23 protein-coding genes and 2 pseudogenes are annotated in these 21,983 nt (G+C 67.0%); 13 read left to right on the forward strand and 12 right to left on the reverse strand.

The genetic code is table 11. The features are described 5' to 3' along the window. Positions 1–22: 22 nt before the first annotated feature. The 3 genes from ACIP1U_RS11995 to ACIP1U_RS12005 form a co-directional block, all read right to left on the reverse strand. Complete coding sequence (locus tag ACIP1U_RS11995; protein ID WP_400314928.1) at positions 23–862, reverse strand: ABC transporter ATP-binding protein; 840 nt, start codon at positions 860–862, stop codon at positions 23–25. 2 nt (positions 863–864) lie between these two features. Beyond that, positions 865–1,875 carry an ABC transporter substrate-binding protein gene (locus tag ACIP1U_RS12000; protein ID WP_400314930.1) on the reverse strand — a complete coding sequence of 337 codons (1,011 nt, stop codon included), beginning with the start codon at positions 1,873–1,875 and terminating at the stop codon, positions 865–867. Between the two features lie 78 nt (positions 1,876–1,953). After that, positions 1,954–2,886, reverse strand: coding sequence for a TauD/TfdA dioxygenase family protein (locus ACIP1U_RS12005; protein ID WP_400314931.1), 933 nt, complete (start codon positions 2,884–2,886; stop codon positions 1,954–1,956). Positions 2,887–3,089: 203 nt separating this feature from the next. On the opposite strand from ACIP1U_RS12005, the pseudogene ACIP1U_RS12010 reads away from it, so the two are divergent. Both ACIP1U_RS12010 and ACIP1U_RS12015 read left to right on the forward strand, forming a co-directional pair. Then, a pseudogene (locus ACIP1U_RS12010) lies at positions 3,090–3,353 on the forward strand (ABC transporter substrate-binding protein); the annotation flags it as partial. Between the two features lie 49 nt (positions 3,354–3,402). Next, a pseudogene (locus tag ACIP1U_RS12015) lies at positions 3,403–3,588 on the forward strand (PLP-dependent transferase); the annotation flags it as partial. Positions 3,589–3,675: 87 nt separating this feature from the next. Here ACIP1U_RS12015 and ACIP1U_RS12020 read toward each other — a convergent pair. From ACIP1U_RS12020 to ACIP1U_RS12030, 3 genes are read right to left on the reverse strand one after another with little or no spacing between them, the layout of a single operon-like run. Next, positions 3,676–4,662 carry a lysylphosphatidylglycerol synthase domain-containing protein gene (locus tag ACIP1U_RS12020; RefSeq protein WP_400314932.1) on the reverse strand — a complete coding sequence of 329 codons (987 nt, stop codon included), beginning with the start codon at positions 4,660–4,662 and terminating at the stop codon, positions 3,676–3,678. Beyond that, a complete protein-coding gene (gene clsB, locus ACIP1U_RS12025) occupies positions 4,662–5,879 on the reverse strand; it encodes a cardiolipin synthase ClsB (protein WP_400314933.1) in 1,218 nt (405 codons plus the stop codon). Before clsB ends, ACIP1U_RS12020 begins: the two co-directional genes overlap by 1 nt. Positions 5,880–5,923: 44 nt before the next feature. After that, positions 5,924–6,265: a hypothetical protein gene (locus tag ACIP1U_RS12030; protein WP_400314934.1), complete on the reverse strand. Its 342-nt coding sequence runs from the start codon at positions 6,263–6,265 to the stop codon at positions 5,924–5,926. Positions 6,266–6,445: 180 nt separating this feature from the next. On the opposite strand from ACIP1U_RS12030, the gene ACIP1U_RS12035 reads away from it, so the two are divergent. The 5 genes from ACIP1U_RS12035 (at position 6,446) to ACIP1U_RS12055 (ending at position 11,439) form a co-directional block, all read left to right on the forward strand. Next, positions 6,446–7,261, forward strand: coding sequence for a MetQ/NlpA family ABC transporter substrate-binding protein (locus tag ACIP1U_RS12035; RefSeq protein WP_400314935.1), 816 nt, complete (start codon positions 6,446–6,448; stop codon positions 7,259–7,261). 424 nt (positions 7,262–7,685) lie between these two features. After that, positions 7,686–8,771, forward strand: coding sequence for a pyruvate dehydrogenase (acetyl-transferring) E1 component subunit alpha (gene pdhA / locus ACIP1U_RS12040; protein ID WP_400314936.1), 1,086 nt, complete (start codon positions 7,686–7,688; stop codon positions 8,769–8,771). 59 nt (positions 8,772–8,830) lie between these two features. Beyond that, positions 8,831–9,808 carry an alpha-ketoacid dehydrogenase subunit beta gene (locus ACIP1U_RS12045; protein WP_400314938.1) on the forward strand — a complete coding sequence of 326 codons (978 nt, stop codon included), beginning with the start codon at positions 8,831–8,833 and terminating at the stop codon, positions 9,806–9,808. Between the two features lie 65 nt (positions 9,809–9,873). Beyond that, the gene (locus ACIP1U_RS12050) at positions 9,874–10,992 is read left to right on the forward strand and encodes a dihydrolipoamide acetyltransferase family protein (protein ID WP_400314939.1); all 1,119 of its coding nucleotides are present in this window, start codon (positions 9,874–9,876) and stop codon (positions 10,990–10,992) included. 252 nt (positions 10,993–11,244) lie between these two features. Next, the gene (locus ACIP1U_RS12055) at positions 11,245–11,439 is read left to right on the forward strand and encodes a CopG family transcriptional regulator (protein WP_400314940.1); all 195 of its coding nucleotides are present in this window, start codon (positions 11,245–11,247) and stop codon (positions 11,437–11,439) included. A 1-nt stretch (position 11,440) separates the two neighbouring features. Here the strand turns inward: ACIP1U_RS12055 and ACIP1U_RS12060 are convergent, their stop codons facing one another. Next, positions 11,441–13,150: a SulP family inorganic anion transporter gene (locus tag ACIP1U_RS12060; RefSeq protein WP_400314942.1), complete on the reverse strand. Its 1,710-nt coding sequence runs from the start codon at positions 13,148–13,150 to the stop codon at positions 11,441–11,443. Positions 13,151–13,447: 297 nt separating this feature from the next. Between ACIP1U_RS12060 and ACIP1U_RS12065 the strand changes: the two genes are divergently transcribed. Both ACIP1U_RS12065 and ACIP1U_RS12070 read left to right on the forward strand, forming a co-directional pair. Next, positions 13,448–13,885: a universal stress protein gene (locus ACIP1U_RS12065; protein ID WP_400314943.1), complete on the forward strand. Its 438-nt coding sequence runs from the start codon at positions 13,448–13,450 to the stop codon at positions 13,883–13,885. Between the two features lie 84 nt (positions 13,886–13,969). Then, positions 13,970–14,626 carry a peroxiredoxin gene (locus ACIP1U_RS12070; protein WP_400314944.1) on the forward strand — a complete coding sequence of 219 codons (657 nt, stop codon included), beginning with the start codon at positions 13,970–13,972 and terminating at the stop codon, positions 14,624–14,626. A gap of 337 nt (positions 14,627–14,963) precedes the next feature. On the opposite strand, the gene ACIP1U_RS12075 is transcribed toward ACIP1U_RS12070, so the two are convergent. From ACIP1U_RS12075 to ACIP1U_RS12085, 3 genes are all read right to left on the reverse strand, one after another. Then, positions 14,964–15,920: a chemotaxis protein gene (locus tag ACIP1U_RS12075; protein WP_400314946.1), complete on the reverse strand. Its 957-nt coding sequence runs from the start codon at positions 15,918–15,920 to the stop codon at positions 14,964–14,966. 140 nt (positions 15,921–16,060) lie between these two features. After that, positions 16,061–16,321: a MoaD/ThiS family protein gene (locus ACIP1U_RS12080; RefSeq protein WP_400314948.1), complete on the reverse strand. Its 261-nt coding sequence runs from the start codon at positions 16,319–16,321 to the stop codon at positions 16,061–16,063. Positions 16,322–16,334: 13 nt separating this feature from the next. After that, positions 16,335–17,483 (reverse strand): glycosyl hydrolase, encoded by a 1,149-nt coding sequence (locus ACIP1U_RS12085; protein WP_400314949.1) that lies wholly within the window; start codon positions 17,481–17,483, stop codon positions 16,335–16,337. 222 nt (positions 17,484–17,705) lie between these two features. On the opposite strand from ACIP1U_RS12085, the gene ACIP1U_RS12090 reads away from it, so the two are divergent. Further along, the gene (locus ACIP1U_RS12090; protein ID WP_400314951.1) at positions 17,706–17,885 is read left to right on the forward strand and encodes a glycosyl hydrolase; all 180 of its coding nucleotides are present in this window, start codon (positions 17,706–17,708) and stop codon (positions 17,883–17,885) included. A gap of 185 nt (positions 17,886–18,070) precedes the next feature. Then, complete coding sequence (locus tag ACIP1U_RS12095) at positions 18,071–18,688, forward strand: N-acetyltransferase (RefSeq protein WP_400315435.1); 618 nt, start codon at positions 18,071–18,073, stop codon at positions 18,686–18,688. Between the two features lie 26 nt (positions 18,689–18,714). Here ACIP1U_RS12095 and ACIP1U_RS12100 read toward each other — a convergent pair whose 3' ends face one another. Beyond that, positions 18,715–18,948, reverse strand: a complete 234-nt coding sequence (locus ACIP1U_RS12100) for a hypothetical protein (protein WP_400314952.1) — start codon at positions 18,946–18,948, stop codon at positions 18,715–18,717. A gap of 480 nt (positions 18,949–19,428) precedes the next feature. On the opposite strand from ACIP1U_RS12100, the gene ACIP1U_RS12105 reads away from it, so the two are divergent. Then, complete coding sequence (locus ACIP1U_RS12105) at positions 19,429–20,823, forward strand: NCS2 family permease (RefSeq protein WP_400314953.1); 1,395 nt, start codon at positions 19,429–19,431, stop codon at positions 20,821–20,823. Positions 20,824–20,966: 143 nt separating this feature from the next. On the opposite strand, the gene ACIP1U_RS12110 is transcribed toward ACIP1U_RS12105, so the two are convergent. Next, entirely contained in the window at positions 20,967–21,377 is a 411-nt protein-coding gene (locus ACIP1U_RS12110) for a VOC family protein (protein ID WP_400314955.1), read from the reverse strand. A gap of 265 nt (positions 21,378–21,642) precedes the next feature. On the opposite strand from ACIP1U_RS12110, the gene ACIP1U_RS12115 reads away from it, so the two are divergent. Then, positions 21,643–21,957, forward strand: coding sequence for an H-NS histone family protein (locus ACIP1U_RS12115; RefSeq protein ID WP_400314956.1), 315 nt, complete (start codon positions 21,643–21,645; stop codon positions 21,955–21,957). Positions 21,958–21,983 lie beyond the last annotated feature (26 nt).

Genomic DNA, 21,983 nt, shown 5'->3' on the forward strand with positions numbered 1-21,983 from the left:
GTGTGTTGCGGCAATCAGCTTGCTAGCGGCCGGCGGCGCTGCGCGCGCGCGGCGGCTGTGCCTCGGCGGCGGGCTCGCCGAACAGCATGGTGTGGATGCGTTGCGCGGCGGCCTGGAATTCCGCGCCACCCTGGCTGGCCAGGCTGAACTGGTGGCTGTTCAGTTCGGCGCGCACGCGGCCCGGGTGCGGCGACAGCAGCAGGATGCGGCTGCCCACCACCAGCGCTTCTTCGATCGAATGCGTGACGAACAGCAGCGTGAAACCCGCGTCGTCCCACAGCGCCAGCAGCTCTTCCTGCATGCGCCGGCGCGTCAGCGCGTCGAGCGCGGCAAAGGGCTCGTCCATCAGCAGCACCTTGGGCCGCATCGCCAGCGCCCGCGCGATCGCCGCGCGCTGCTTCATGCCGCCCGACAGCGTATGCGGGTAGGCATCGGCGAAATCGGCCAGGCCCACCTTCTCCAGGCTGCCCAGCGCGCGCTCGCGCGCCTCGGCACGCGACAGGCCGCGCGCCTGCCGCAGCGGGAACATGACGTTCTGCGCCACGGTCTTCCACGGCGGCAGCTGGTCGAACTCCTGGAACACCACGAGCCGGTCCGGACCGGGCTGCTGCACGCGCTGGCCTTCGAGCCGGATCTCGCCCTCGGCGGGTGCGACGAAGCCGGCCACCGCCTTGAGCAGCGTCGATTTGCCGCAGCCCGACGGCCCCAGCAGCACGAAGCGGTCGCCCGCATGCACGTCAAAGCTGACCTGGTGCGTGGCGCGCACGATGCGCTCGGGCGTGCGGTACTCCAGCGACAAGCCGTCGACCTGGAGCAGCGGCGCGGCGCGGTCGGACACCACGCGCAGGCTGTGCGTGGCCATGGTCAGCTCCCCTGCGCGGTGACCGGGTCCTGGAAGAAATAATCCTGCCAGGACTTCGGCTGGTTGCGGATCGCGCCCACGCGGTGCATGAACGAGGCCAGCGCAAAGGTATTCTGCGGCGCCACCTTGAACTGCACCTGCGGGTTCTTCAGCACGCGCACCAGCAGCGCGCGGTCAGTCCTGGCCTTGGTCTGGCGCAGGTAGATATCGGCGGCGGCCTCGGGATTGGCGGTGGCGAACGCCGCGGCTTCGGCCAGCGCATCGACGAAGGCACGGTAGGTCCTGGGGTTCTCATTGCGGAACTTCTCGGTCGCGTACAGCACCGTCGACGAACTCGGTCCGCCCAGCACGTCATACGAGTTCAGCACGATGCGCGCGTTCGGATTGCCTGCCAGTTCCTGCTCCTGGAACGGCGGATTGCCGAAATGCCCGGTGATTTCCGTGCCGCCCGAGATGATCGCGGCAGCGGCATCGGGATGCGGCACCGCCACGGTCCACTTGTCGAGCCGGTTGTATTCCTTGTCGCCCCATTGCCTGGCCGCTGCCAGCTGCAGCACGCGCGACTGCACTGACACACCCACTGCCGGCAATGCGATGCGATCCTTCTCAGTGAAGTCAGCAATGGTCTTCACCTTGGGATTGTTGCTCACCAGGTAATACGGGAAGTTGCCCAGCGAGGCGACGCCGCGCACGTTCTGCTTGCCGTGGGTGCGGTCCCACAGGGTCAGCAGCGGGCCGACGCCGGCACCGGCGATATCGATCGCGCCGGACAGCAGCGCATCATTGACCGCGGCGCCACCGGACAGCTGGGTCCATTCAACCTTGACGTCGACGCCCTGCTGCTTGCCGTGCTTTTCAATCAATTGCTGGTCGCGCGCCACGTTGAGCAGCAGGTAGACCACGCCGAACTGCTCCGCGATACGCAGTTTGCCTTCGGCGTGCACGCCACCGGAAATCGCCAGGCCGGCACTCAGCGCGAGCAGGCCCAGCTTGCGGGAAAGACGTTGGAACATGAATGAACTCCGGAAACTCAGGGAATGGACGCACGCGTTTTGCGTGCGCCCGGGATGCATGGCGAAGCCATTTTCGCGTCAGCGCGGTACGTCGCCTTCGATGGTGGTGCGGTACATCACGCGCCGCAGGTGATCCGGACAGCCTGCGGCCAGATGCAGCAGCGAGCGGTTGTCCCAGAACACCAGGTCATGCGGCTGCCACTGGTGGCGATAGACGTGTTCGGGCTTGACGCTGTGCGCGAACAGCCGGTCGAGCAGGTCGCGGCTCTCGTCGTCGGGCAGGCCGGCGATGCGCGTAGTGAAGTGCTCGCTGACGAACAAGGCCTTGCGGCCAGTTTCAGGATGGGTGCGCACCACCGGCTGCAATACCGGCCTGACCTGCGCGATCTGCTCGGGCGTCAGGTCAGGACGCCACGGGCTGCGCTGCTGCAGTTCGGCATAGCGCGCCAGGTAGGTGTGCTCGGCCTGCAGGCCGTCGACGGCGCGCCGCAGTTCGGCGGGCAAGGTGTCCCATGCCAGGTGCATGTTGGCGAACAGCGTATCGCCCCCTTCGGCGGGCAGCTCGCGCGCATGCAGCAGCGAACCCAGGCTCGGCTTTTCCTTGTACGACAGGTCCGAATGCCAGAAGTGGCCGGCATCGCCGAGTCCGATCGGCTTGCCGTTCTCGACCACGTTGGACACTACCAGCACTTCGGCATGGCCGGGCAGCTGGAACTGGTGCAGCACGTGGATCTGCAGCGGACCGAAGCGGCGGCTGAAGTCGATCTGCTGCGCCGGGGTGATCCGCTGGTCGCGGAACACCACCACGTGGTAGTCGAGGTGGGCGCGATGGATGCGCGTGAAATCGCTGTCGGACAACGGGCGGGACAGGTCGAGGCCGCGCACCTCTGCGCCCAGCGGCGCGTCTAGCGCACGGATCTCGAAATCCTGGCCGGCATCGATGGCGGCGGAAGGCGTTGCGCTCTGCAGGCGCGCAACGGTGGCGCGGGCGGTGGTGATGGCGGTCGTCATGGCGAGCTCTGGCAATTCGGGGGAAGCCTGCGCGGCACCGGATGCCGCGTACAAGCTTGCACTGTAGAGACCCCGCGCAAGCACGGTCAACGAATCAAATCGCTGGCGCTTATCCGCTTATCGCATATCCAGGTCTGTACATTGCGCCGCGCGCTTCACGGCTTGCCCGGGCAGCCGCTGCGGCACGGCACGTTGGCGGTATCGGGCCGCGCGTCGAATGGTTCTTCTTCAAGGGCGCAGGCCCCGCGGTCAACGAGGCGCTGGCCAACCGCCAGTTCGACTTCGCGCTGCAGGGCGACCTGCCGTCGCTGGTCGGCCGCTCCGCCGGGCTGAAGACGCGGCTGGTGCTTGCCACCGGCGTGCGCGCCAATATTTATGTCGGGGTGCCGCCCGACTCGCCGCTGAAAACCCTCGGCGACCTGCGCGGCAAGCGCGTGTCGCTGTTCAAGGGCACCAACATGCCTCTATTCGAGCAAGAACCAGTCGTCGATCTACGATGCGGCCATCGGCGCCATGCGGCTGGTCAATATTGGCGATGCCAAGTCGCTGGCCACGCATCCGGCATCGACCACGCATCGCCAGCTGGATGCCGGGGAGTTGAAGGCGGCTGGTGTCAGCGAGGACATGGTGAGGTTGTCGGTGGGCATCGAGCATATCGATGACCTGATCGAGGATCTGGATCGCGCATTGGCGGCTACGTAATCGGCGACGTGAGCGGCTGCATAAGCGCAGGTTTGCACCCTCTCCCGCGTGCGGGCGTCTGCGGGAGGGGTGCGCCCGCTACCCGCGCTACCGGCGCTGGTCTTCTTCCAACTCCGTGCCCTGCGCCAGCTTCTTCCCACGCGCCTCCAACAGGAAATACCCCACCGTACCGACTCCCAGCGGAATCAGGTAATACAACGCCCGATACGCAATCAACGCCGCAAGCAACAACCCGTGCGGCACCTGTCCACCCAGCATCGTCAGGAACACGGTCTCGACAACCCCCAGCGCACCCGGCACGCGGATCACCACGCCGGCCAGCCCGGAGGCAAGGTACACGCCCAGCACCGTGTAATAGTCCGCATGCGCATGCAGGAAGGCATGCAGGATGGCCGCCACCGCCGCCCAGTTGCCCGCCGACACCAGGATCTGCAACAGCGCGAAGCGCGGTGATGGCACGTAGATGTCATGGTCGCGCACAGTACGGTGCCGTCCTTGCCACGCCGCACATGCCGCCAGGTAGCCAGCCGGCGCGGCCAGCATCGCCACGCCGATCAGGCGCGTCGCCGCGGACGGGATACCCCACTCGGGCGGCAGCACCACCAACTGCCCGGCCAGAATGACGCCCGCCAGCAGCGCGTAGCCAAGCCAGTTGCTGGTGACCGCCACCGCGAACACGCTCCAGATCTGCGGCGGGCTCAGGCCGGCGCGTGAATACAGCCGGTAGCGTACGCCGGCGCCGCCAAGCGTCGCACCCAGGTTCAGGCTCATCGTGTAGCTGACGTAGGCGATCGCCATCACCCGATGCACCGGCAGCGGGTGGCCGGCGTAGCGGCACCCCAGCACGTCGAACTGGCTGTACAGCAAACCCGTCAGCACCACGAACCCCGCGGCGGGCAATAGCGTGCGGCGGTCGAAGCCGCGCAGCGCGGCGAGCACCGCGTCCCAGTCGATGGTGCCGAGCTTGCGCGCGATCAGTGCAAGCACTGCCGCGATGAAAAGGATGCCGATCGCGCGCCGCCACATCGGCCAGCGCGCGTGGTGCCGGATTGCCGAAAGCGCGTGCGCGACCATCACTCGGCCTCCCGTTCCAGCACAAACACGCGGCCGCGCCCACGCGGGTCGCCGGCTGGCGGCGTTACCAGCCGCGGCGTATGCGCGGGCAGCCAGCCGGCCCATGCCGGGAAGCGGCGCAGGAAGTGGAACATCAGCGTGGCGCCGGCCGCGTCCAGCAGCGAGCGCTCATGCCGGCGCGGCGGCACCTCGCGGCAGCGTTCGGCGATCAGCGCCTGCAGCCGGCCGTGCAGCCGCTGCGCGAAGGCGGTGTCGCGGATCACCAGGTTGGCTTCGAGATTCAGCGACAGGCTGAGCGGGTCGAGATTGCTCGAACCCACCGTAGCCCATTGTCCGTCGACGACGGCGACCTTGCCGTGGAACGGCCGCTCGACGTACTCGAGGATCTGCACCCCCGCGTCCTGCAGGTGGCAATACAGCAGGCCACCGGCCCGCGCGACCCACGGCATGTCGGGCTTGCCCTGCAGCAGCAAGCGCACCTGTACGCCGCGCGCGGCGGCTTCGCACAGCGCGTGCAGCAGCCGGTAGCCCGGCAGGAAATATGCGTTGGCGATGACCACCTCGCGCCGCGCGGCGCGGATCGCATCGAGGTAGGCAAACTCGATGTCGTTGCGATGGCGATGATTGTCGCGCGTGACCAGTTGCACCGGACCCGGCGGTGCCGTGGTGCTGCCCGGCGGCGGCGGTGCCAGCCTGCCCCGCAGGCATGTCCCGGGGATGGCCCGCGCCAGGAAGTCATGCACCTGCCGCGCCGCGGGGCCGGCGATCTCGACGGCATAGTCCTGCTTGGCCCGTGGCCCGTAGCCATACAGGTGCTGCGCCGAGAAATTGATGCCGCCGACAAAGGCCACCTCGCCGTCGATCGCGACCAGCTTGCGGTGCATGCGTCGGAAGATATGCGTGCGCACGCCCAGCAGGCGGCGGCGCGGCGAGAATGTGCAGAAGTACACGCCCGCCTTGACCAGCTCTGTAACGAATGCAGGGGGCAGGTCATGCGAGCCGAAACCGTCCACGGTGACGGCCACGCGCACGCCACGCCGCGCGGCGTCCAGCAGGGCGGCGTGCAATTTCTTTCCTGCCTCGTCGTCGAACAGGATAAAAGTTTCCAGTAGCACGCTTTGGCGCGCGCGCGCGATCGCTTCGAATACGCGCGGGAAGTACTCTTCTCCGTTCTCCAGCAGGCGGATGCTGTCGGGGGCGGACGGCAACGGTGTCATGGCCCGAGAGGGTGCCGCAAACACCATGCCAGCGCATGGGACGCTCAGCCACGGCCGCGCCGTCGACGGACCACCAGGGCCGTCAGCAGCACCCCGGCCAGCAGCCCCGCCGAGCCCGCGCCGGCCAGTGTCAGCGGCGGCATGCCGGGATTGGGCGGCGGGCCCGCCTGCTGTGCCAGGGCGCGCCAGTCGGCGGCTGTGATCTGCGTCATGGTGATGGCGTTATCCAGCCCGTACACGCAGACTTCGCCGCCGGGCAGCTTGCAGAAGCGCTCACGCGGACAGGCCTTGAGGATCTCCTGCGACGCGCCTTCGCCGCAGCGGGCGCCAGCGCTGCGCAGGACCTGCAGCGTGACATCGGGATGCCGGGTCAGTTGTTCGGGCATGGCGGCCTCCGTAATGATGGGCTTGCGGGTCCTTCAGCGTAGCGCACCGCGCTGCCTGCAGGCGGCCTATATGCGCTTCAGGCATATCGGCATGATTAAGTACTCGTTCGCCAGATGACTTGGCTTCCATACAATGGGCTTTCCAACGAACAATCAACGAACAAACAGGGGAGCGTCTTGATGCGATACGGGAAATTCGGCTTCGCGGTGGCCGCGGCAGTGCTGACGCTGGGCGTGGCGCAGGGCGCGAGCGCCGCCGATCCGGACAAGAAGGAAATCCGCTTCGGCGCCACCGCCGGCCCATACGCCGACCAGATCCGCTACGGCGTGAAACCGGTGCTGGAAAAGCGCGGCTACAAGGTCACCATCATCGAATTCAGCGACTACGTGCAGCCCAACCTGGCGTTGGCCGACGGCGCCATCGACGCGAACGCCTTCCAGCATGTGGCCTACCTGAAGAAGTTCTCGGCCGACCGCAAGCTGCAGCTGACCGACATCATCCAGGTCCCCACCGCGCCGATCGGCATCTACAGCCACAAGCACAAGACGCTGGCAGAGGTGAAGCCGGGCAATACCGTCTCGCTGCCGAACGACCCGACCAACCTGGCGCGCGCCATCGCCATCCTGCAGCAGGTGGGCTGGGTCACGCTCAAGCCGGGCACCGACCCGATCCGCGCCAGCGAGCGCGACATCGACGCCAATCCGCACAAGCTCAAGCTGATCCAGCTGGAGGCTGCGCAACTGCCGCGTTCGCTCGACGATGTCGACTACGCCTTCGTCAACGGCAACTTCGCGCTGGCCGCGGGGCTGAAGCTGACCACCGCGCTGGCGCTGGAAAAGATTCCCGACTACTACATGAACCTGGTGGCGGTGAAGACGGCCGACGTCAACAAGCCGTTCGTCAAGGACATCAAGGAAGCCTACCAGTCGGCCGAGTTCAAGGCAGTGACGCAGCAGCGCTTCGCGGGCTTTGTGCCACCGCCGTACCAGCGCTGATCCGGCCCGCATCATTGGCCAAGGGGCTCCCGCATGGGGCCCTTAGACTGCTGACAAAGTCAAAGGCTGCGAATGTTGTCTCCCCTCTCCCATTTATGGGAGAGGGGCGGGGGAGAGGGCAGGAGTTGCCACGAAGTGAGGCGCCACGGTGCTTGGCATGCGCCTGCCCTCTCCCCCGGCCCCTCTCCCGCAAGCGGGAGATGGGAGCAAACAACCTGGAATTCTCCCTTTGTCAGCAATCTGGGGGCTCCCGCACGGGAGCCCTTTTTTGTGGGTCTTGCCTGGACCCGCTCCCCCTTGTGCGCAGCAAGACAATTGCCGCCGCCATTGCGCCGCAAATACCCTACACTCGACTACACATGCCGCGCGCGCCCACAAAGCACGCCCGGGATCACAACACGACACGCGCATCGAGAGACCTGCCATGTCCATGGTTGCGAGCTTCGAGATCGGCTATACGCGTTATCTCGCCCCGCCGGGCGAACCCACTTCCCCCACTTCCCCGCCCCCGCCCCTTGCCAGCGACCCTGATGCGCTGCTGCCCCTGTACCAGGCCATGGTGCTGACGCGCCAGTTCGACCTGAAGGCGATCGCGCTGCAGCGCACTGGCAAGATCGGCACCTTTGCCTCGGCCCTCGGGCAGGAAGCCATCGGCGTCGGCGTGGCCTTTGCGATGCGGCCCGACGACGTGCTGGTGCCCTCTTACCGCGACCACGCGGCGCAGTTTGTGCGGGGCGTCACGATGACCGAGAGCCTGCTGTATTGGGGTGGCGACGAACGCGGCAGCGGTTTTGCGGCGGCGCCGCATGACTTTGCCAATTGCGTGCCGATCGGCACGCAGGTCTGCCATGCCGCAGGCGCGGCTTATGCCTTCCAGTTGCGCAACGAGCCAAGGGTGGCGGTGTGCCTGCTCGGCGACGGCGGCACCTCCAAGGGCGATTTCTATGAGGGCATGAACATGGCCGGCGCATGGCGCGCGCCGATGGTGATCGTGATCAACAACAACCAGTGGGCGATCTCGATGCCGCGCAGCGGCCAGACCGCGGCGCAGACGCTGGCGCAGAAGGCGATCGCGGCGGGCATACCTGGCGAGCAGGTCGACGGCAACGACGTGGTCGCGGTGCGGCACCGCGTGGGCGAGGCCATCGAGCGCGCCCGCTCAGGCGGGGGCCCCGCGCTGATCGAGGCCATCACCTACCGGCTGGGCGACCACACCACCGCCGACGATGCCTCGCGCTACCGCGACGAGGCCAGCGTCAAGGCGCACTGGCAGGAAGAGCCGCTGCTGCGCCTGCGCGCGCATCTGCTGTCGCTGAACGCATGGAACGCGGCGCGCGAAGAGGCGCTGGTCAAGGCCTGCTCGCAGCAGGTGGCGCAAGCAGTGGAAGCCTACCTGGCGCTGCCGCCGCCGGATCCCGCGGCGATGTTCGACTGCCTGTACGCCACCATGCCGCCGGCGCTGCAGGCGCAACTGGAGACCGCGCGGCGCTATCCCGCACAGCACGGCTAGCGCCCCACGCAACCGCTTTCATCGTCCTCCTGGCCTTCCACGACCAAAGCGAGCAAACCATGGCGGAAATCAATCTGGTCGAAGCAGTCAACCTGGCACTGGGCCATGCGCTGGAGAGCGATCCCGACGTGCTGCTGCTGGGCGAGGACATTGGCGTCAACGGTGGCGTGTTCCGCGCGACCGCGGGACTGCAGGCGCGCTTCGGCGCGGCGCGGGTCATGGATACGCCGCTGGCCGAGGGCGGCATCGTCGGCGCGGCGATCGGCATGGCGGCGATGGGGCTCAAGCCTGTGGCCGAGATCCAGTTCACGGGATTTATCTACCCGGCCATCGACCACATCATCAACCACGCCGCACGCATGCGGCACCGCACGCGCGGGCGCCTGAGCTGCCCGCTGGTGGTGCGCTCGCCGTGCGGCGCGGGCATTCACGCGCCCGAGCATCATTCGGAAAGCCCGGAAGCGATGTTCGCCCACATGCCGGGGCTGCGCGTGGTGGTGCCGTCGTCGCCGGCGCGCGCCTACGGGCTGCTGCTGGCCGCCATCGCCGACCCGGACCCCGTGATCTTCCTCGAGCCCACGCGGCTGTACCGGCTGTTCCGTCAGGAGGTCGCCGATGACGGCGCGGCACTGCCTCTCGATACCTGCTTCACGCTGCGCGAAGGCAACGACATCACGCTGGTGACCTGGGGCGCGATGGTGCAGGAGACGCTGACCGCTGCTGACGAACTGGCCGCCGAAGGCGTGAGCGCGACCGTGATCGACGTCGCCACGCTCAAGCCGCTCGACATGCCGACCATCCTCGAAGCGGTGGCGCGCACCGGGCGCTGCGTGATCGTGCACGAGGCGCCACGCACCGCCGGCTTCGGCGCCGAGATCGCGGCGGAGCTGGCCGATGCCGGACTGTATTCGCTGGCGGCGCCGGTGCAGCGCGTGGCCGGCTTCGATACCGTGGTGCCGCTGGCGCGGCTGGAGTACACCTACCTCCCCAGCGCGGCACGCATCGCCGACGCGGCGCGCAAGGCCATGGCCGCGTGACTGACGCCAGGTGACACCGAGCGACACCGAGCGACCCCAAGCAACACCAAGCCGAGGAAGCGCCGATGAGAGTCTTCAAGCTGCCCGACCTGGGCGAAGGCCTGCAAGAGGCCGAGATCGTGAACTGGCATGTCAAGGTGGGCGATACGGTCGCCGCGGACCAGCCGTTGCTGTCGGTGGAGACCGCCAAGGCCATCGTCGAGATCCCTTCGCCCTATGCGGGCACCATCGCCAGACTGCATGCGCAGCCTGGCGATATCGTGCACCTGGGCGCGCCGCTGGTCGGCTTCGAGGGCGCGGGCGAGGACGCCGATGCCGGCACGGTGGTCGGGGCCGTGCAGGTCGGCACGCGCGTGGCCAGCGAAGCGGCGCCGCCGGGCGCGGCCGCGCCTGGCGCCGGCATGGCCGCGCGCGTCAAGGCCACGCCCGCGGTGCGCGCGCTGGCGCGGCGCCTCGGCGTCGACCTGGCGATGGCCACCGCATCCGGGCCGGAGGGCACCGTCACCGCCGCCGACGTCGAACGCGTGGCCGCCACGCTGGCCGAACTGGGCGCACCCGAGGAACTGCGCGGCGTGCGCCGCGCGATGGCGCAGAACATGGCACGCGCGCAGAACGAGGTCGCCGCGGCCACGGTGATGGACGATGCCGATATCCACGCCTGGCAGGCGGGCGCCGACGTCACCATCCGCCTGGTGCGCGCGCTGGTGGCGGGGTGCCGCGCGGAGCCGGGCCTGAACGCCTGGTACGAGGGCCAGACCGGGCGCCGCCACGTGCTCAGGAAGATCGATGTCGGCATTGCCGCCGACCTGCCCGAAGGACTGTTCGTGCCGGTGCTGCGCGACGTGGGCAACCGCGACGCGGCCGACCTGCGCCACGGGCTCGACCGCATGCGCGCAGACATCCGGGCGCGCACCATCGCGCCGGAAGAGATGCGCGGCAATACCATCACGCTGTCCAACTTCGGCATGATCGCGGGGCGCTATGCGGCGCCGATCGTGGTACCGCCCACAGTGGCCATCCTTGGCGCGGGACGGGTGCGCGACGAGGTGGTCGCGGCTGGCGGTGCGCCGGCGGTGCATCGGGTGATGCCGCTCAGCCTGACGTTTGATCACCGGGTGGTGACGGGGGGCGAGGCGGCGCGGTTCCTGGCGGCAGTGATTGCGGATCTGGAGATGCCGGCTTAGCGGAGCGCCGGGGAAAGCGCCAGCAAACACTGCCGCCCGTTGTGAACGCTCCGCTCTCCCGCGAAGTGGGAGAGGGGTGGGGGAGAGGGTCGGAGCCTCAACGAAGTCAAGCGCGTCAGCATAACCACCGACGGCCCTCTCCCCCTGCCCCTCTCCCGCAGGCGGGAAAGGGGAGCAAACCATTGGGATTCGGCGAAGTTCGCGCTGTATATAATGCGACCGATCCAGCCGGACCGCCCGACACACTCCCTCATGGAATCCAAGACCGCCCGCCTGACCATCCTGATCGACCCGGTCAAGAAGAAGGCCTTCGAAACCCTGTGCGCAGCGCAGGACCTGACGCCGTCGCAGGTGGTGCGCCAGCTGATCCGCGAATACCTGGCCCAGCACGGCGTGGAATACGCCACCAAGGCACGGCCCCCCGGCAGCGGCCGGCAAAAGAAGTAGATCAGTGCGAGGCGCCCGTGTCCTCGCGATCCCGTTCCATACCGCCCTCTTCCGCCAACACGCCGCAGCGCCGCACCGCATGCGCCAGCGCATCCGCAAAATTTTCCTGCCCCAGCGCCGCCAGCACCCCGGCCCGCTCCAGCTTGTGCCGCACGCGCGCATTGGCCTCGGTCAGCACCACCGCCACGCCGCGGCGGCGCAGCGTGCGGATCACGGCTTCCAGCGTCTGCAAGCCGGTCATATCGATGAACGGCACCCGGCCCAGGCGGATCAGCAGCACGCGCGGCTCGGTGTGGGTGTGCACCAGCGCCTGCTCGCAGGCTTCGACCGCGCCGAAGAAGAACGGGCCGTCAATGGCGTAGACCAGCACACCCGGCGGCATCCGGGCCGCCAGGGAATCGGCCGCGTCCCCTTCGACACTTAGTTCGCGCTCAATGCCCGTCGCGTCCTGCCGCGTCACTTCCACCGAAGCCGACATGCGCCGCAGGAACTGCAGCATGGCCAGGATCACGCCGACATTGACCGCGACCACCAGGTCGGTCAGCACGGTCAGCGTGAAGGTGATCAGCAGGATCGCCACGTCGGCGCGCGGCGCTCGGTGCACCATGCGCGCAAACTGGCGCGCCTCGCTCATGTTCCATGCCACCACGAACAGGATCGCGGCCAGCGTCGCCAGCGGCACGCTCGCGGCCAGCGGTGCCAGGAACAGCAGCACCAGCACCAGCGTCAGCGCATGGGCGATGCCGGCCAGCGGGCTGTTGCCGCCGTTGCGGATATTGGTGGCGGTGCGGGCGATGGCGCCGGTGGCGGCAATCCCGCCGAACAGCGGCGCCAGGATATTGGCGATGCCTTGCCCCACCAGCTCCTGATTGGAATCGTGCCGGGTGCCGGCCATGCCGTCGGCCACCACCGCGGACAGCAGCGATTCGATCGCGCCCAGCATGGCGATGGTGAAGGCCGGTCCTGCCAGCTCGATCATGCGCGCCAGCGAGATCTCCGGCAGCGACGGCGCCGGCAACCCGCGCGGCAGGCCGCCGAAGGCGCTGCCGATGGTGGCCACGCCGTCGAAGCGGAACAGCGCCTGCACCGCGGTAGCGACCACCAGCGCTACCAGCGGCCCGGGAACGCGGTGCAGCCAGCGGACCCGCGGCGCGCCCAGCACCAGCAGGAGGCTCCCCAGCGCGAGCGCGGTCGTGGCCGCATGCCACTGCGGCAGGGCCTGCAGCAGGTGCCAGAGCTTTTCATGGAAGTGGGTGCCGGCTACCGTCGGCAGCCCGAAGAAGTCGCGCCATTGCCCGACGAAGATGATCACGCCGATGCCAGCGGTAAAGCCCACGATCACCGGGGCGGGAATGTAGCGGATCACGCCGCCCAGCCGCGCCAGGCCCAGCGCCAAAAGGATCAGCCCGGCCATCAGCGTGGCAAGCTGCAGCCCGCCGATCCCATGGCGCGCGGTAATGGCGGACAGCACCACGATGAACGCGCCGGTGGGTCCGGCGATCTGCAGGCGGCTGCCGCCGAACATCGACACCGCCAGCCCCGCGACGATAGCCGTGTACAGCCCTTGCTCCGGCTTGGCGCCTGATGCAATCGCGAACGCCATCGCCAGCGGCAGCGCCACCACCCCCACGATCACACCAGACACAAGGTTGGGCAGCCAGTTGGCGCGGCGGAACAGCCCGGCCTGCCATGCTTCGCGCAGCGCGATCATGCGGAAATTCCTTGCAATGGGTCAACCTCGGAGGGAATGGCGCAGGTGCATCGGATGATAACAACATGTTAATGCAAGTGACATGCCGACCCGACACTTGCCGCTTGCGCCCGCGACATCGCGTCACCAAGGGCACCGGCGCAAAAGCGCTGCGCCAAGGCGCCGCAAAGCCCTGTCGGCGACCTGTCGGCGACCTGTCGCTATCACCGGCCAATTCCTATACTGGAGTGGCTCGTCCGGACGGTCCGGGCGGAACCGCCCGGCGGACGCGGCTATTCACTGCAATCGGAGGCCATCATGTTCCAGCACCTCCTTGTCCCCACCGACGGCTCCGCACGCGCCGAAGCGACGGTGGCCCGCGCCATGACCTTCGCCAGCCGCATCGGCGCCCGCGCGACCGGCCTGCATGTGATTCCCGAGTACCACGTCATGACATACCGGCTGACTAGCCTGCAGGACACCAAGGACTCGTTCGCGGCCGAGGCCGCGCGCCATGCCGATACCTTCCTGGCCGCGGTCACGCGTGCTGCCAGCCAGGCCGGCGTGCCGTGCGACACCGTCACCGCCACCGATGACCACCCGTGGCAAGCCATCATCCAGTGCGCCGAGCAGCGCGGCTGCGACCTGATCGTGATGTCGTCGCACGGGCGGCGCGGGTTGCAGGCGTTGCTGATCGGCAGTGAAACGCAAAAAGTCCTGACGCACAGCACGATCCCGGTGCTGGTCCTGCGCTAGGCGCCAGGCAATCGCGCGCGATGCCGGCCGGCACGCCGGCAACGCGCTTATTCCACCCCCATGCCAACTGCAAGGAGCGCAACCATGGCGATTCGACTGGGCGAACAAGCCCCGGACTTCACCGCAGACACCACGGAAGGCAAGCTCAGCTTCCATGAATGGATCGGCGACAGCTGGGCGATCCTGTTCTCGCACCCCAAGGACTTCACGCCGGTATGCACCACCGAACTGGGTTACATGGCGCGGCTCAAGCCCGAATTCGACAAGCGCAACACCAAGATCATCGGCCTGAGCATCGATCCCGTCAGCGACCACCAGCGCTGGGCCAAGGACATCGAGGAAACCCAGGGCGCCACCGTCAACTATCCGATGATCGGCGACGCCGACCTGACTGTGGCCAAGCTCTACGACATGATCCACCCCGAAGCCAGCGGCGCCGGGCCGCGCACGGCGGTGGACAACGCCACCATCCGCTCGGTGTTCATCATTGGCCCGGACAAGAATGTCAAGGCGATGCTGGTGTATCCGATGAGCGCGGGGCGCAATTTCGATGAAGTGCTACGCTTGCTGGATTCGCTGCAGCTCAATGCCAAGCACACCGTGGCCACGCCGGTCAATTGGAAGCCGGGTGAGGACGTCATCATCCCGACATCGGTCTCGGACGAAGATGCGAAGAAAAAATACCCGCAAGGGTTCAAGACACTGAAGCCTTACCTGCGCACGGTGGAGCAGCCCAAGTAACGGACCAGAGGGGACCGGAAGGGACCGGAAGGAACCGGGCCAGGCCAGACAAGGGAGAGAGCGAGCAAGGGAGCGCGGCAGGGCGTGGAGGTCACGCAGGACCGCCGGCAGGCGTCCCGGGCAATTTGGCCGGGACGCCTGACTTGTCCACAGGATCTATCCACAGCTTCGGTGGATATCCCCCCTCTTGACAACCGCCAAGTGCGCGCCGGCCTTGGCTCGCACTGGAGTGCCCGTTTAATAGGCAAACCGTAAACGTACGGGAATGCTTGCAGCTTGAAGAATTTTGTGCCTTGTGCTGCCTAAGCCGATCCAGGCAGCGATCCAAGGCAGCCGTTCAGCGCGTCAGTACCTCGCGGATGGTGTCGGCCAGTTCCTTGGCGACGAACTTCGCCACGTAGGCATCCGCGCCCACCTTGCGCACATGCTCCTCGCTGGCTTCGCCCGACAGTGACGAGTGAATCACCACCGGCAACTGCTTCAGTCGGCTGTCGGCCTTGATCTTGCGCGTCAGCGTGAAGCCGTCCATCTCGGGCATTTCCAGGTCGGTCAGCACCAGCGCCACCTCGTCCTGCACCGACTTGCCGTGGCTGGCCGCCTCGGCGGCGATGCGGTCGAGCAGTTCCCACGCTTCCTTGCCCGACTTGGTCATCAGCACCGGCGCGCCCAGCGCCTTCAGCCCCTGCTCGATCAGGCCGCGTGCCAGCGCGGAGTCGTCGGCGGCGATCACCTTGAGGCCCGGGCGCAGGTTCAGCTGCGGGCCAACCGAGCCCGGTTCGACGTCCGGCTGCCGCGTCGGCAGCACGTCGCGCAGGATCTGCTCCACGTCCAGCACCTGCACCAAACGCGCCTGGTCCGTGCCGGCATCCAGCTTGGCGATGCTGGTCACGTGGCCGGTGCGCACGCTGGCCTCCGCCGAGTGCACCTGGTTCCACTCGAGACGTACGATTTCCTCCACCGCCTCGACCGCGAAGCCCTGCGTCGAGCGGGCGTACTCGGTCACCAGCAGAATGCCGAGCCCGTTGCGCGGCTTGCATCCCACCAGCCTGGGCAGGTCAATCACGGGGATCACCTGGCCGCGGATATCGGACATGCCCAGGATCGACGGGTCGGCCCCGACCACGGTCGTCACCGGCGGCATCACCAGGATCTCGCGCACCTTGAACACATTGATGCCGAACAACTCGGACTGCCCGCTGTGCTCGGCATCGCCCAGCCGGAACAGGAGCAGTTCGAACTGGTTGTTGTTGGTGAGGTTAGTCCGTTCGTCGATGTCCCTCATGGAACTGCTCATGCGTCGCTCCCGTGCCGTGCGTTGAATGATCTGTGGCCGCCGTGTGTGCATTGCCGTGCCGCCGCGGCGGCTGGCGGACGGCAGGGGTCATGCCTGGATATCGGCGCGGGAACTGGAGAGTTGAGGGGGGCGAAAGGTCGTTAGCCCCCCGCCAACGCCTGCAATATATGCACCTCGTCCGTTTCCTGAAGCGGCGTATCCAGCCGCATCAACTGCGTCCGATTCACGAACACCCGGATATACGGGCGCAACTTCCCCTGCTCATCGACGATGCGAAACCGCATCCCCGGAAACTGGCGGTCAAGGTCGTCCAGCAGCGCGCCGATGCTCGCGCCGTGGGCTTCCACATACTCGCGCTGGCCGGTATAGGAAAACAGCGGCGTGGCAATGCGTACTTGCATGGCTGCCTCCGACTCAGGCCGGCCGCGCCACGCTGACAGCGTAGACCTGCGGCAAGTGGCTGGCGATGCAGCGCCAGTGTTCGCCCTCATCGGCGCTGGCCCAGATCTCGCCACCGGTGGTGCCGAAGTACACGCCCACCGGCCCATGGCTGTCGGTGGCCATGGCCTGCCGCTTGACCGTGAACCAGCCCTGCTCGGGCGGCAGGCCGCGATCCTGGCGCTGCCAGGTCTCGCCGGCGTCGCGGGTGACATAGGCCGCGGGGTGGCCGCCGGGACTGACGCGCGGCCAGACATCGCTGCCGTCCATCGGGAACACCCACACCGTGCGCGCATCGCGCGGATGCGCGACGATCGGGAAGCCGATGTCGCCCACCTCGGCGGGCATCGCCTCGCCGATGCGCTTCCATACGCCTTCGCGCCGGTCCATGCGATAGATGCCGCAGTGGTTCTGCTGGTAGAGGATGTCGGGATTGGCCGGGTGCTGCAGCATGCAGTGCGGGTCCTGCCCATATTCCGGGTTGGGGTCGGGCAGGAAGGTGGCCAGGCTGCCGCGGTTCAGCGGTTTCCAGTCGGCACCCGCGTCGGTGCTCTCGAATACGCCGCCGCTGGACATGCCGATATAGAGATGACGCTTGTCGCGCGGATCGACCAGCACGGAATGCATCTTGGGCCCGTCGGGGGTGCCGTCCTGCTCGCCGCCGGTCCAGTTGCGCCACATCGGGTGGTCGTTGAAGCCCGACACGGGCTCCCACGTGGCGCCGTGGTCGGTGCTGCGGAACAGCCCCTGCGGCGAAGTGCCGGCGTACCAGGCGCCGGGTTCACTGGCGTGCCCGGGAGTGAGCCAGAACACATGGTCGACCACGCGGCCGGTCTCTCCTTCGGGCGCCTTGTCGAAGGCGGGCGGGCGCTCGGCCTCAGTCCAGTTGCTGCCGCCGTCGGTGGAGCGGAACACCGTCGGGCCAAGGTGGCCGGTGCGCGCGGCCATCAGCATCCGCGACGGCTCGCGGGGATCCTGCACGATATGGTGGATGGTGTGGCCAAGGAAGGTGGGACCTGCCACCTGCCAGTGGCTGCGGCCGGCGTCGCTGGTCAGGAACCAGGCACCTTTGGTGGTGGCGACCAGCAGCGTGACCGGGCCGGTTTCGGGGGACGTCGTCATCATGGCTCCTGCGGGATGGCCGTTGAATGATGCATCCGAGTCTAGTACATGTAGACAGTGTTCACAATTGAGATTGACGCGAACCCCGTTTGCGAAGCGGCCGCGCCCCGGAGCCGGCGCAACGGTAAACAGCAGATAATAGCGGATATCAGCAAGTTAGCTGGACATGGCACCACAAATATGGCATAAGCATGGTTCACGCTTATCTTCGACACACTGCTCCCCATGTCTCGCATCGTCCGCTTCGCCGCATCGAACTGCCCGGCCCTGCCGGCGGCGGCGTTCGCCGTGACCGCGCAGCATCCGGGCACCGCCATTGACCACGCCGCCCACGGCGCGGTCCGCAGCGCCGTGCTTTTCCTGGCCGTGCGGGCAGCTCGGGACACTACCCTCCAGCAGACCTGAGCTTCCCCGCACGGCACATGGCGCGGATCGCCATCCGGCATCCGCTTGATCATGCAGCCAGGAGAAAGCCAGCCATGCCTCAGCTCTACCGCCAAACCCTTCTTGCCATGGTGGCGCTTGCCGCCCTTTACCTGCTCCTCGAAAGCTGAGGCGCAGCCATGCTCCCGTTTCCTGCCCTGGGCCCGATGTTGGCCCTGGTACCGATCCTGGTGCCGGCCCTGCCGCGCCCGCTGGCCTTGCGCATCGACGTGGAACTCGCCCCGGACGAGATCGAGCGCGAACTGGACTCGCTCCACGATCGCATCCACCGGCCCGGCGACCGCCTGCACGACATGCCCGCGCTGCCGGCGGGCACGCCCTCGCTGCGCCTGCGCTACCGCGAAGCCGACGGCGAGTACTACGTGTATGTGGAGGATGTGACGCAGCGTCGGCTGGCCGGCTATACCGTGTTCAACCGCCTGATCGAGGTGGGCCGGCGCACCGACCCATGGGTGCGTGCGCCGCATACGAAGTTTGCGCCCGCTTACCAGCGCCGCGGCCTGGCCAAGGCGCTGTACCACTGGGCGCTGGCAGGCGGGCTTTGCCTGCTGAGCGGCGCCCGCCAGTCGGCAGGCGCGCACGCGCTATGGCAAGCGCTTGGCGTGGATTACGCCGGCGGCTATGTCGACCTGCGCCACAAGACGCTGACATGGCTGGGCGAAACGGTCAGCCCGCAGGAGCAAGAGGGCCTGCACACGCGCCGGCTGCTGCTGGGCCGCGGATGGACCCTGCAGACATTCAAGGCACGTACCGGCATGTACTGAGCGCCGGCGGCGCCACGGAAGCGCCTTTACAGGTGGGTCAGCGGCGCGACGGCGCGGGCGTTGTCGAGGTAGAGCGTCCAGCCGCGCGCGAAGTAGCCGCGGACACGTGCCGACAACGAGCGGCCACTGCCCATGCGGGCGTCATAGTCGACCTCGCAGTCGACCTCGCGTGCCGGCTCGGCAGCGGTATGGACGCTGGACCTGGCTTGGGGCTTGGCCTGGCGGGGTTGACGATAAAGCGTATCGGCGAGCACTTGCATGGCAATATTTCCTTTTCCGTAGCGGAGGAACAATAAGTGCCTCGCAAGGCATATTTGTCCGGATTCCGGCCGGTTGCGCGAGGCATTTCAGGGTTATCCCTAGTATAACGAAGTACCTCGTCGGGCATCCGGGTCAGTCCCTATAGGCCGTATATGTTGTACGTGATAATGCCCTGCGCCCCAAGCGCCACCTGGTGAGCGCTTTCGCGCCGAAGATAATCATCCTCCACATTCGGTATTCCCGCCGACGCATGCCGCGCATTCTGCTGCGGTTATGACGAGTCCCTCGCACTCACCTAGCCTTCAGCCTTGCCAAGATCACGCCCGTCCAAGAAGGCAACGACAAACCGGCACACCGATAACAGCGGGTTGGCGAGACCTCCCAGGCCTCCAGCCCAAAACAGCCAGAACCACGTGAGACAAGCCTGACGACGCACCGTACGACGGACGTTGCAGCGCCCTGCAAGGAGACAGTTCATCATGATCGAGCAGCCCTATCCGTCGTCAGCGACGGAAACCGATGCGGCACGCCCCAACGTCCCCGAGGTCCGGAACCGGCTCGACGCCTATTTCGAGATCACCGCGCGCGGCAGCACCCAGCGCAAGGAGGTGGTGGCGGGCATCACCACCTTCATGGCAATGGTCTACGCGGTCTTCGTCGTGCCCGGCATGCTCGGCAAGGCCGGCTTCGACAGCAGCGCGGTCTTTGTCGCCGTGTGCCTGACCACCGCCTTCGGCTCGCTGCTGATGGGCCTGTGGGCCAAGCTGCCGATCGCGATCGGCTGTGCCATTTCACTGACCGCGTTCATGGCCTTCGGCCTGGTGCTGGGCCAGGGCCTGTCCCCGGCGGTCGCGCTCGGCGCTGTGTTCCTGATGGGCCTGATCTTCACCGCGATCTCGGTGACCGGAGTGCGCTCCTGGATCCTGCGCAACCTGCCGGCAGGCGTGGCGCATGGCACGGGCATCGGCATCGGCCTGTTCCTGCTGCTGATCGCCTCCAATGAAGTCGGCCTGGTGGTCAAGAACACCCATGCCGGCCTGCCGGTGGCGCTGGGCAAGATTACCTCGTTCCCGGTGGTGATGTCGGTGCTCGGCCTGGCGGCGATTTTCGGCCTGGAGCGGCGCAAGGTGCCGGGCGGCATCCTGCTGGTGATCATCGCGATCTCGGCGCTGGGCCTCATCTTCGATCCGGCGGTGAAGTACACCGGCGTGTTCGCGCTGCCGTCGCTGAGCGCACCGGGCCACGCTTCGCTGATCGGCGCCATGGACGTGCGCGGCGCGCTGACCGCGGCGGTGCTGCCGAGCGTGCTGGCGCTGGTAATGACCGCCGTGTTCGACGCCACCGGCACCATCCGCGCCGTGGCCGGGCAAGCCGGGCAGCTCAACGCCGCCGGCCATATCCACAACGGCGGCCGCGCGCTGACGGCGGACTCGGTCAGCTCGATCTTCTCCGGCTTCTTTGGCGGCGCACCGGCAGCGGCCTATATCGAATCGACCGTCGGCGTGGCCGCGGGCGCCAAGACCGGCCTGACTGCCGTGGTGGTGGGCCTGCTGTTCGTGGCGGTGATGTTCTTCTCGCCGCTGGCAGCACTGGTGCCGTCGTACGCCACCGCGCCGGCGCTGATGTACGTGGGCCTGTTGATGCTGTCCAGCGTCAGTCGCCTGCATATGGATGACCTGGTCGATGCGCTGGCCGGCCTGGTCTGCGCCGTGTTTATCGTGCTGACCTGCAATATCGTCACCGGCATCATGCTGGGCTTCTGCACCCTGGTGGTCGGCCGCGTGATCGCCGGCGAATGGCGCAAGCTCAATGTCGGCACCGTCGCCATCGCGCTGGTGCTCGCTGCTTTCTATGCCGGCGGCTGGGCAATCTGATCCTGCCTGACACGTCCCGGGCAACTGACCCGGGACGTCCACGACAAGTTGTCTCCTCCACCGCGATCCAGGTGGATTTCAAGCCCGGGCTTCCTGCTTTCCCGGGCTGTTTTTTTTGGTGCGCGACTTACTGGGTGCGCGACTTACTGCGCCTTCTGCATTGCCGCCATATCCATGTACACCAGCTCCCAGACATGGCCATCGAGGTCCTGGAAGCCATGCCCGTACATAAATCCCAGGTCCATCGGCGGCTTGTAGGTATTGCCGCCCGCGGTCAGCGCGGCATTCACCATTTCATCGACGCGCGCACGGCTTTCCATCGACAGGCAAACCAGCACTTCGGTGAATTTGCGCGCATCGCAGATGTCATTCGGCGCAAAGCCGCGGAACTTGGCTTCGGTCAGAAGCATCACGAAAATGTTCTCGCCAACGATCATGCAGGTGGCGGTGTCATCGGTGAATTGCGGATTGAAGGTAAAGCCAAGACTGGTGAAGAACGCGATCGATTCTTCCAGGTCGCGGACGGGCAAATTGACAAAGATCTGCTGGTTCATGACGTCTCCGGTAAGCGTGGTGCAACGCAGAGAACCAGTCTAGGCGCAAAAATCGGCAGCGCCAGTTTTTCCCTTGCCGGAAATGACTGTGGCATTGTCATTTGGCGCAGTGGCGGCACTGCAATGGCGCGCTGTAAAACTCTGAAGCCGTGCGCAATGACAATCAATCCGTGCAATCCCCGTTATTTCTTGTAAAATTTTTATGTCAACCGACGCCTGAAGTTCTAGTACCATGCAGCGGCCTAATTGCAGAAAGGGGAAATAAATGGCGACATACAAGCAACTCCTGGCTGAGAAGGAAGCGCTGGAAGCCAAGCTGAATGAAGTGCGCGCGACGGAAGTCGCCGGCGTGATCGACAAAATCCGCGAACTGATGACCGAATATGGCCTGACCGCGGAAGACATCATGCCCCGGCGCAAGCGCGGCCGCCCCGCGAGTTCCGCCGGCAGTAAGGCGGCTTCGGGCTCGGCGCTGCCGCCCAAGTACATGGATCCCAAGACCGGCAAGACCTGGTCCGGCCGCGGCCGCGCCCCGGCATGGCTGGGCAAGCGCCCCGAGCGCTTCCTGATCGAGCAGTAATCGCGCCCATCGGGCAGGCGGGGCCT

Origin of the sequence: Cupriavidus sp. NPDC089707 (assembly GCF_044748965.1) — a bacterium.
Lineage (GTDB): Bacteria > Pseudomonadota > Gammaproteobacteria > Burkholderiales > Burkholderiaceae > Cupriavidus.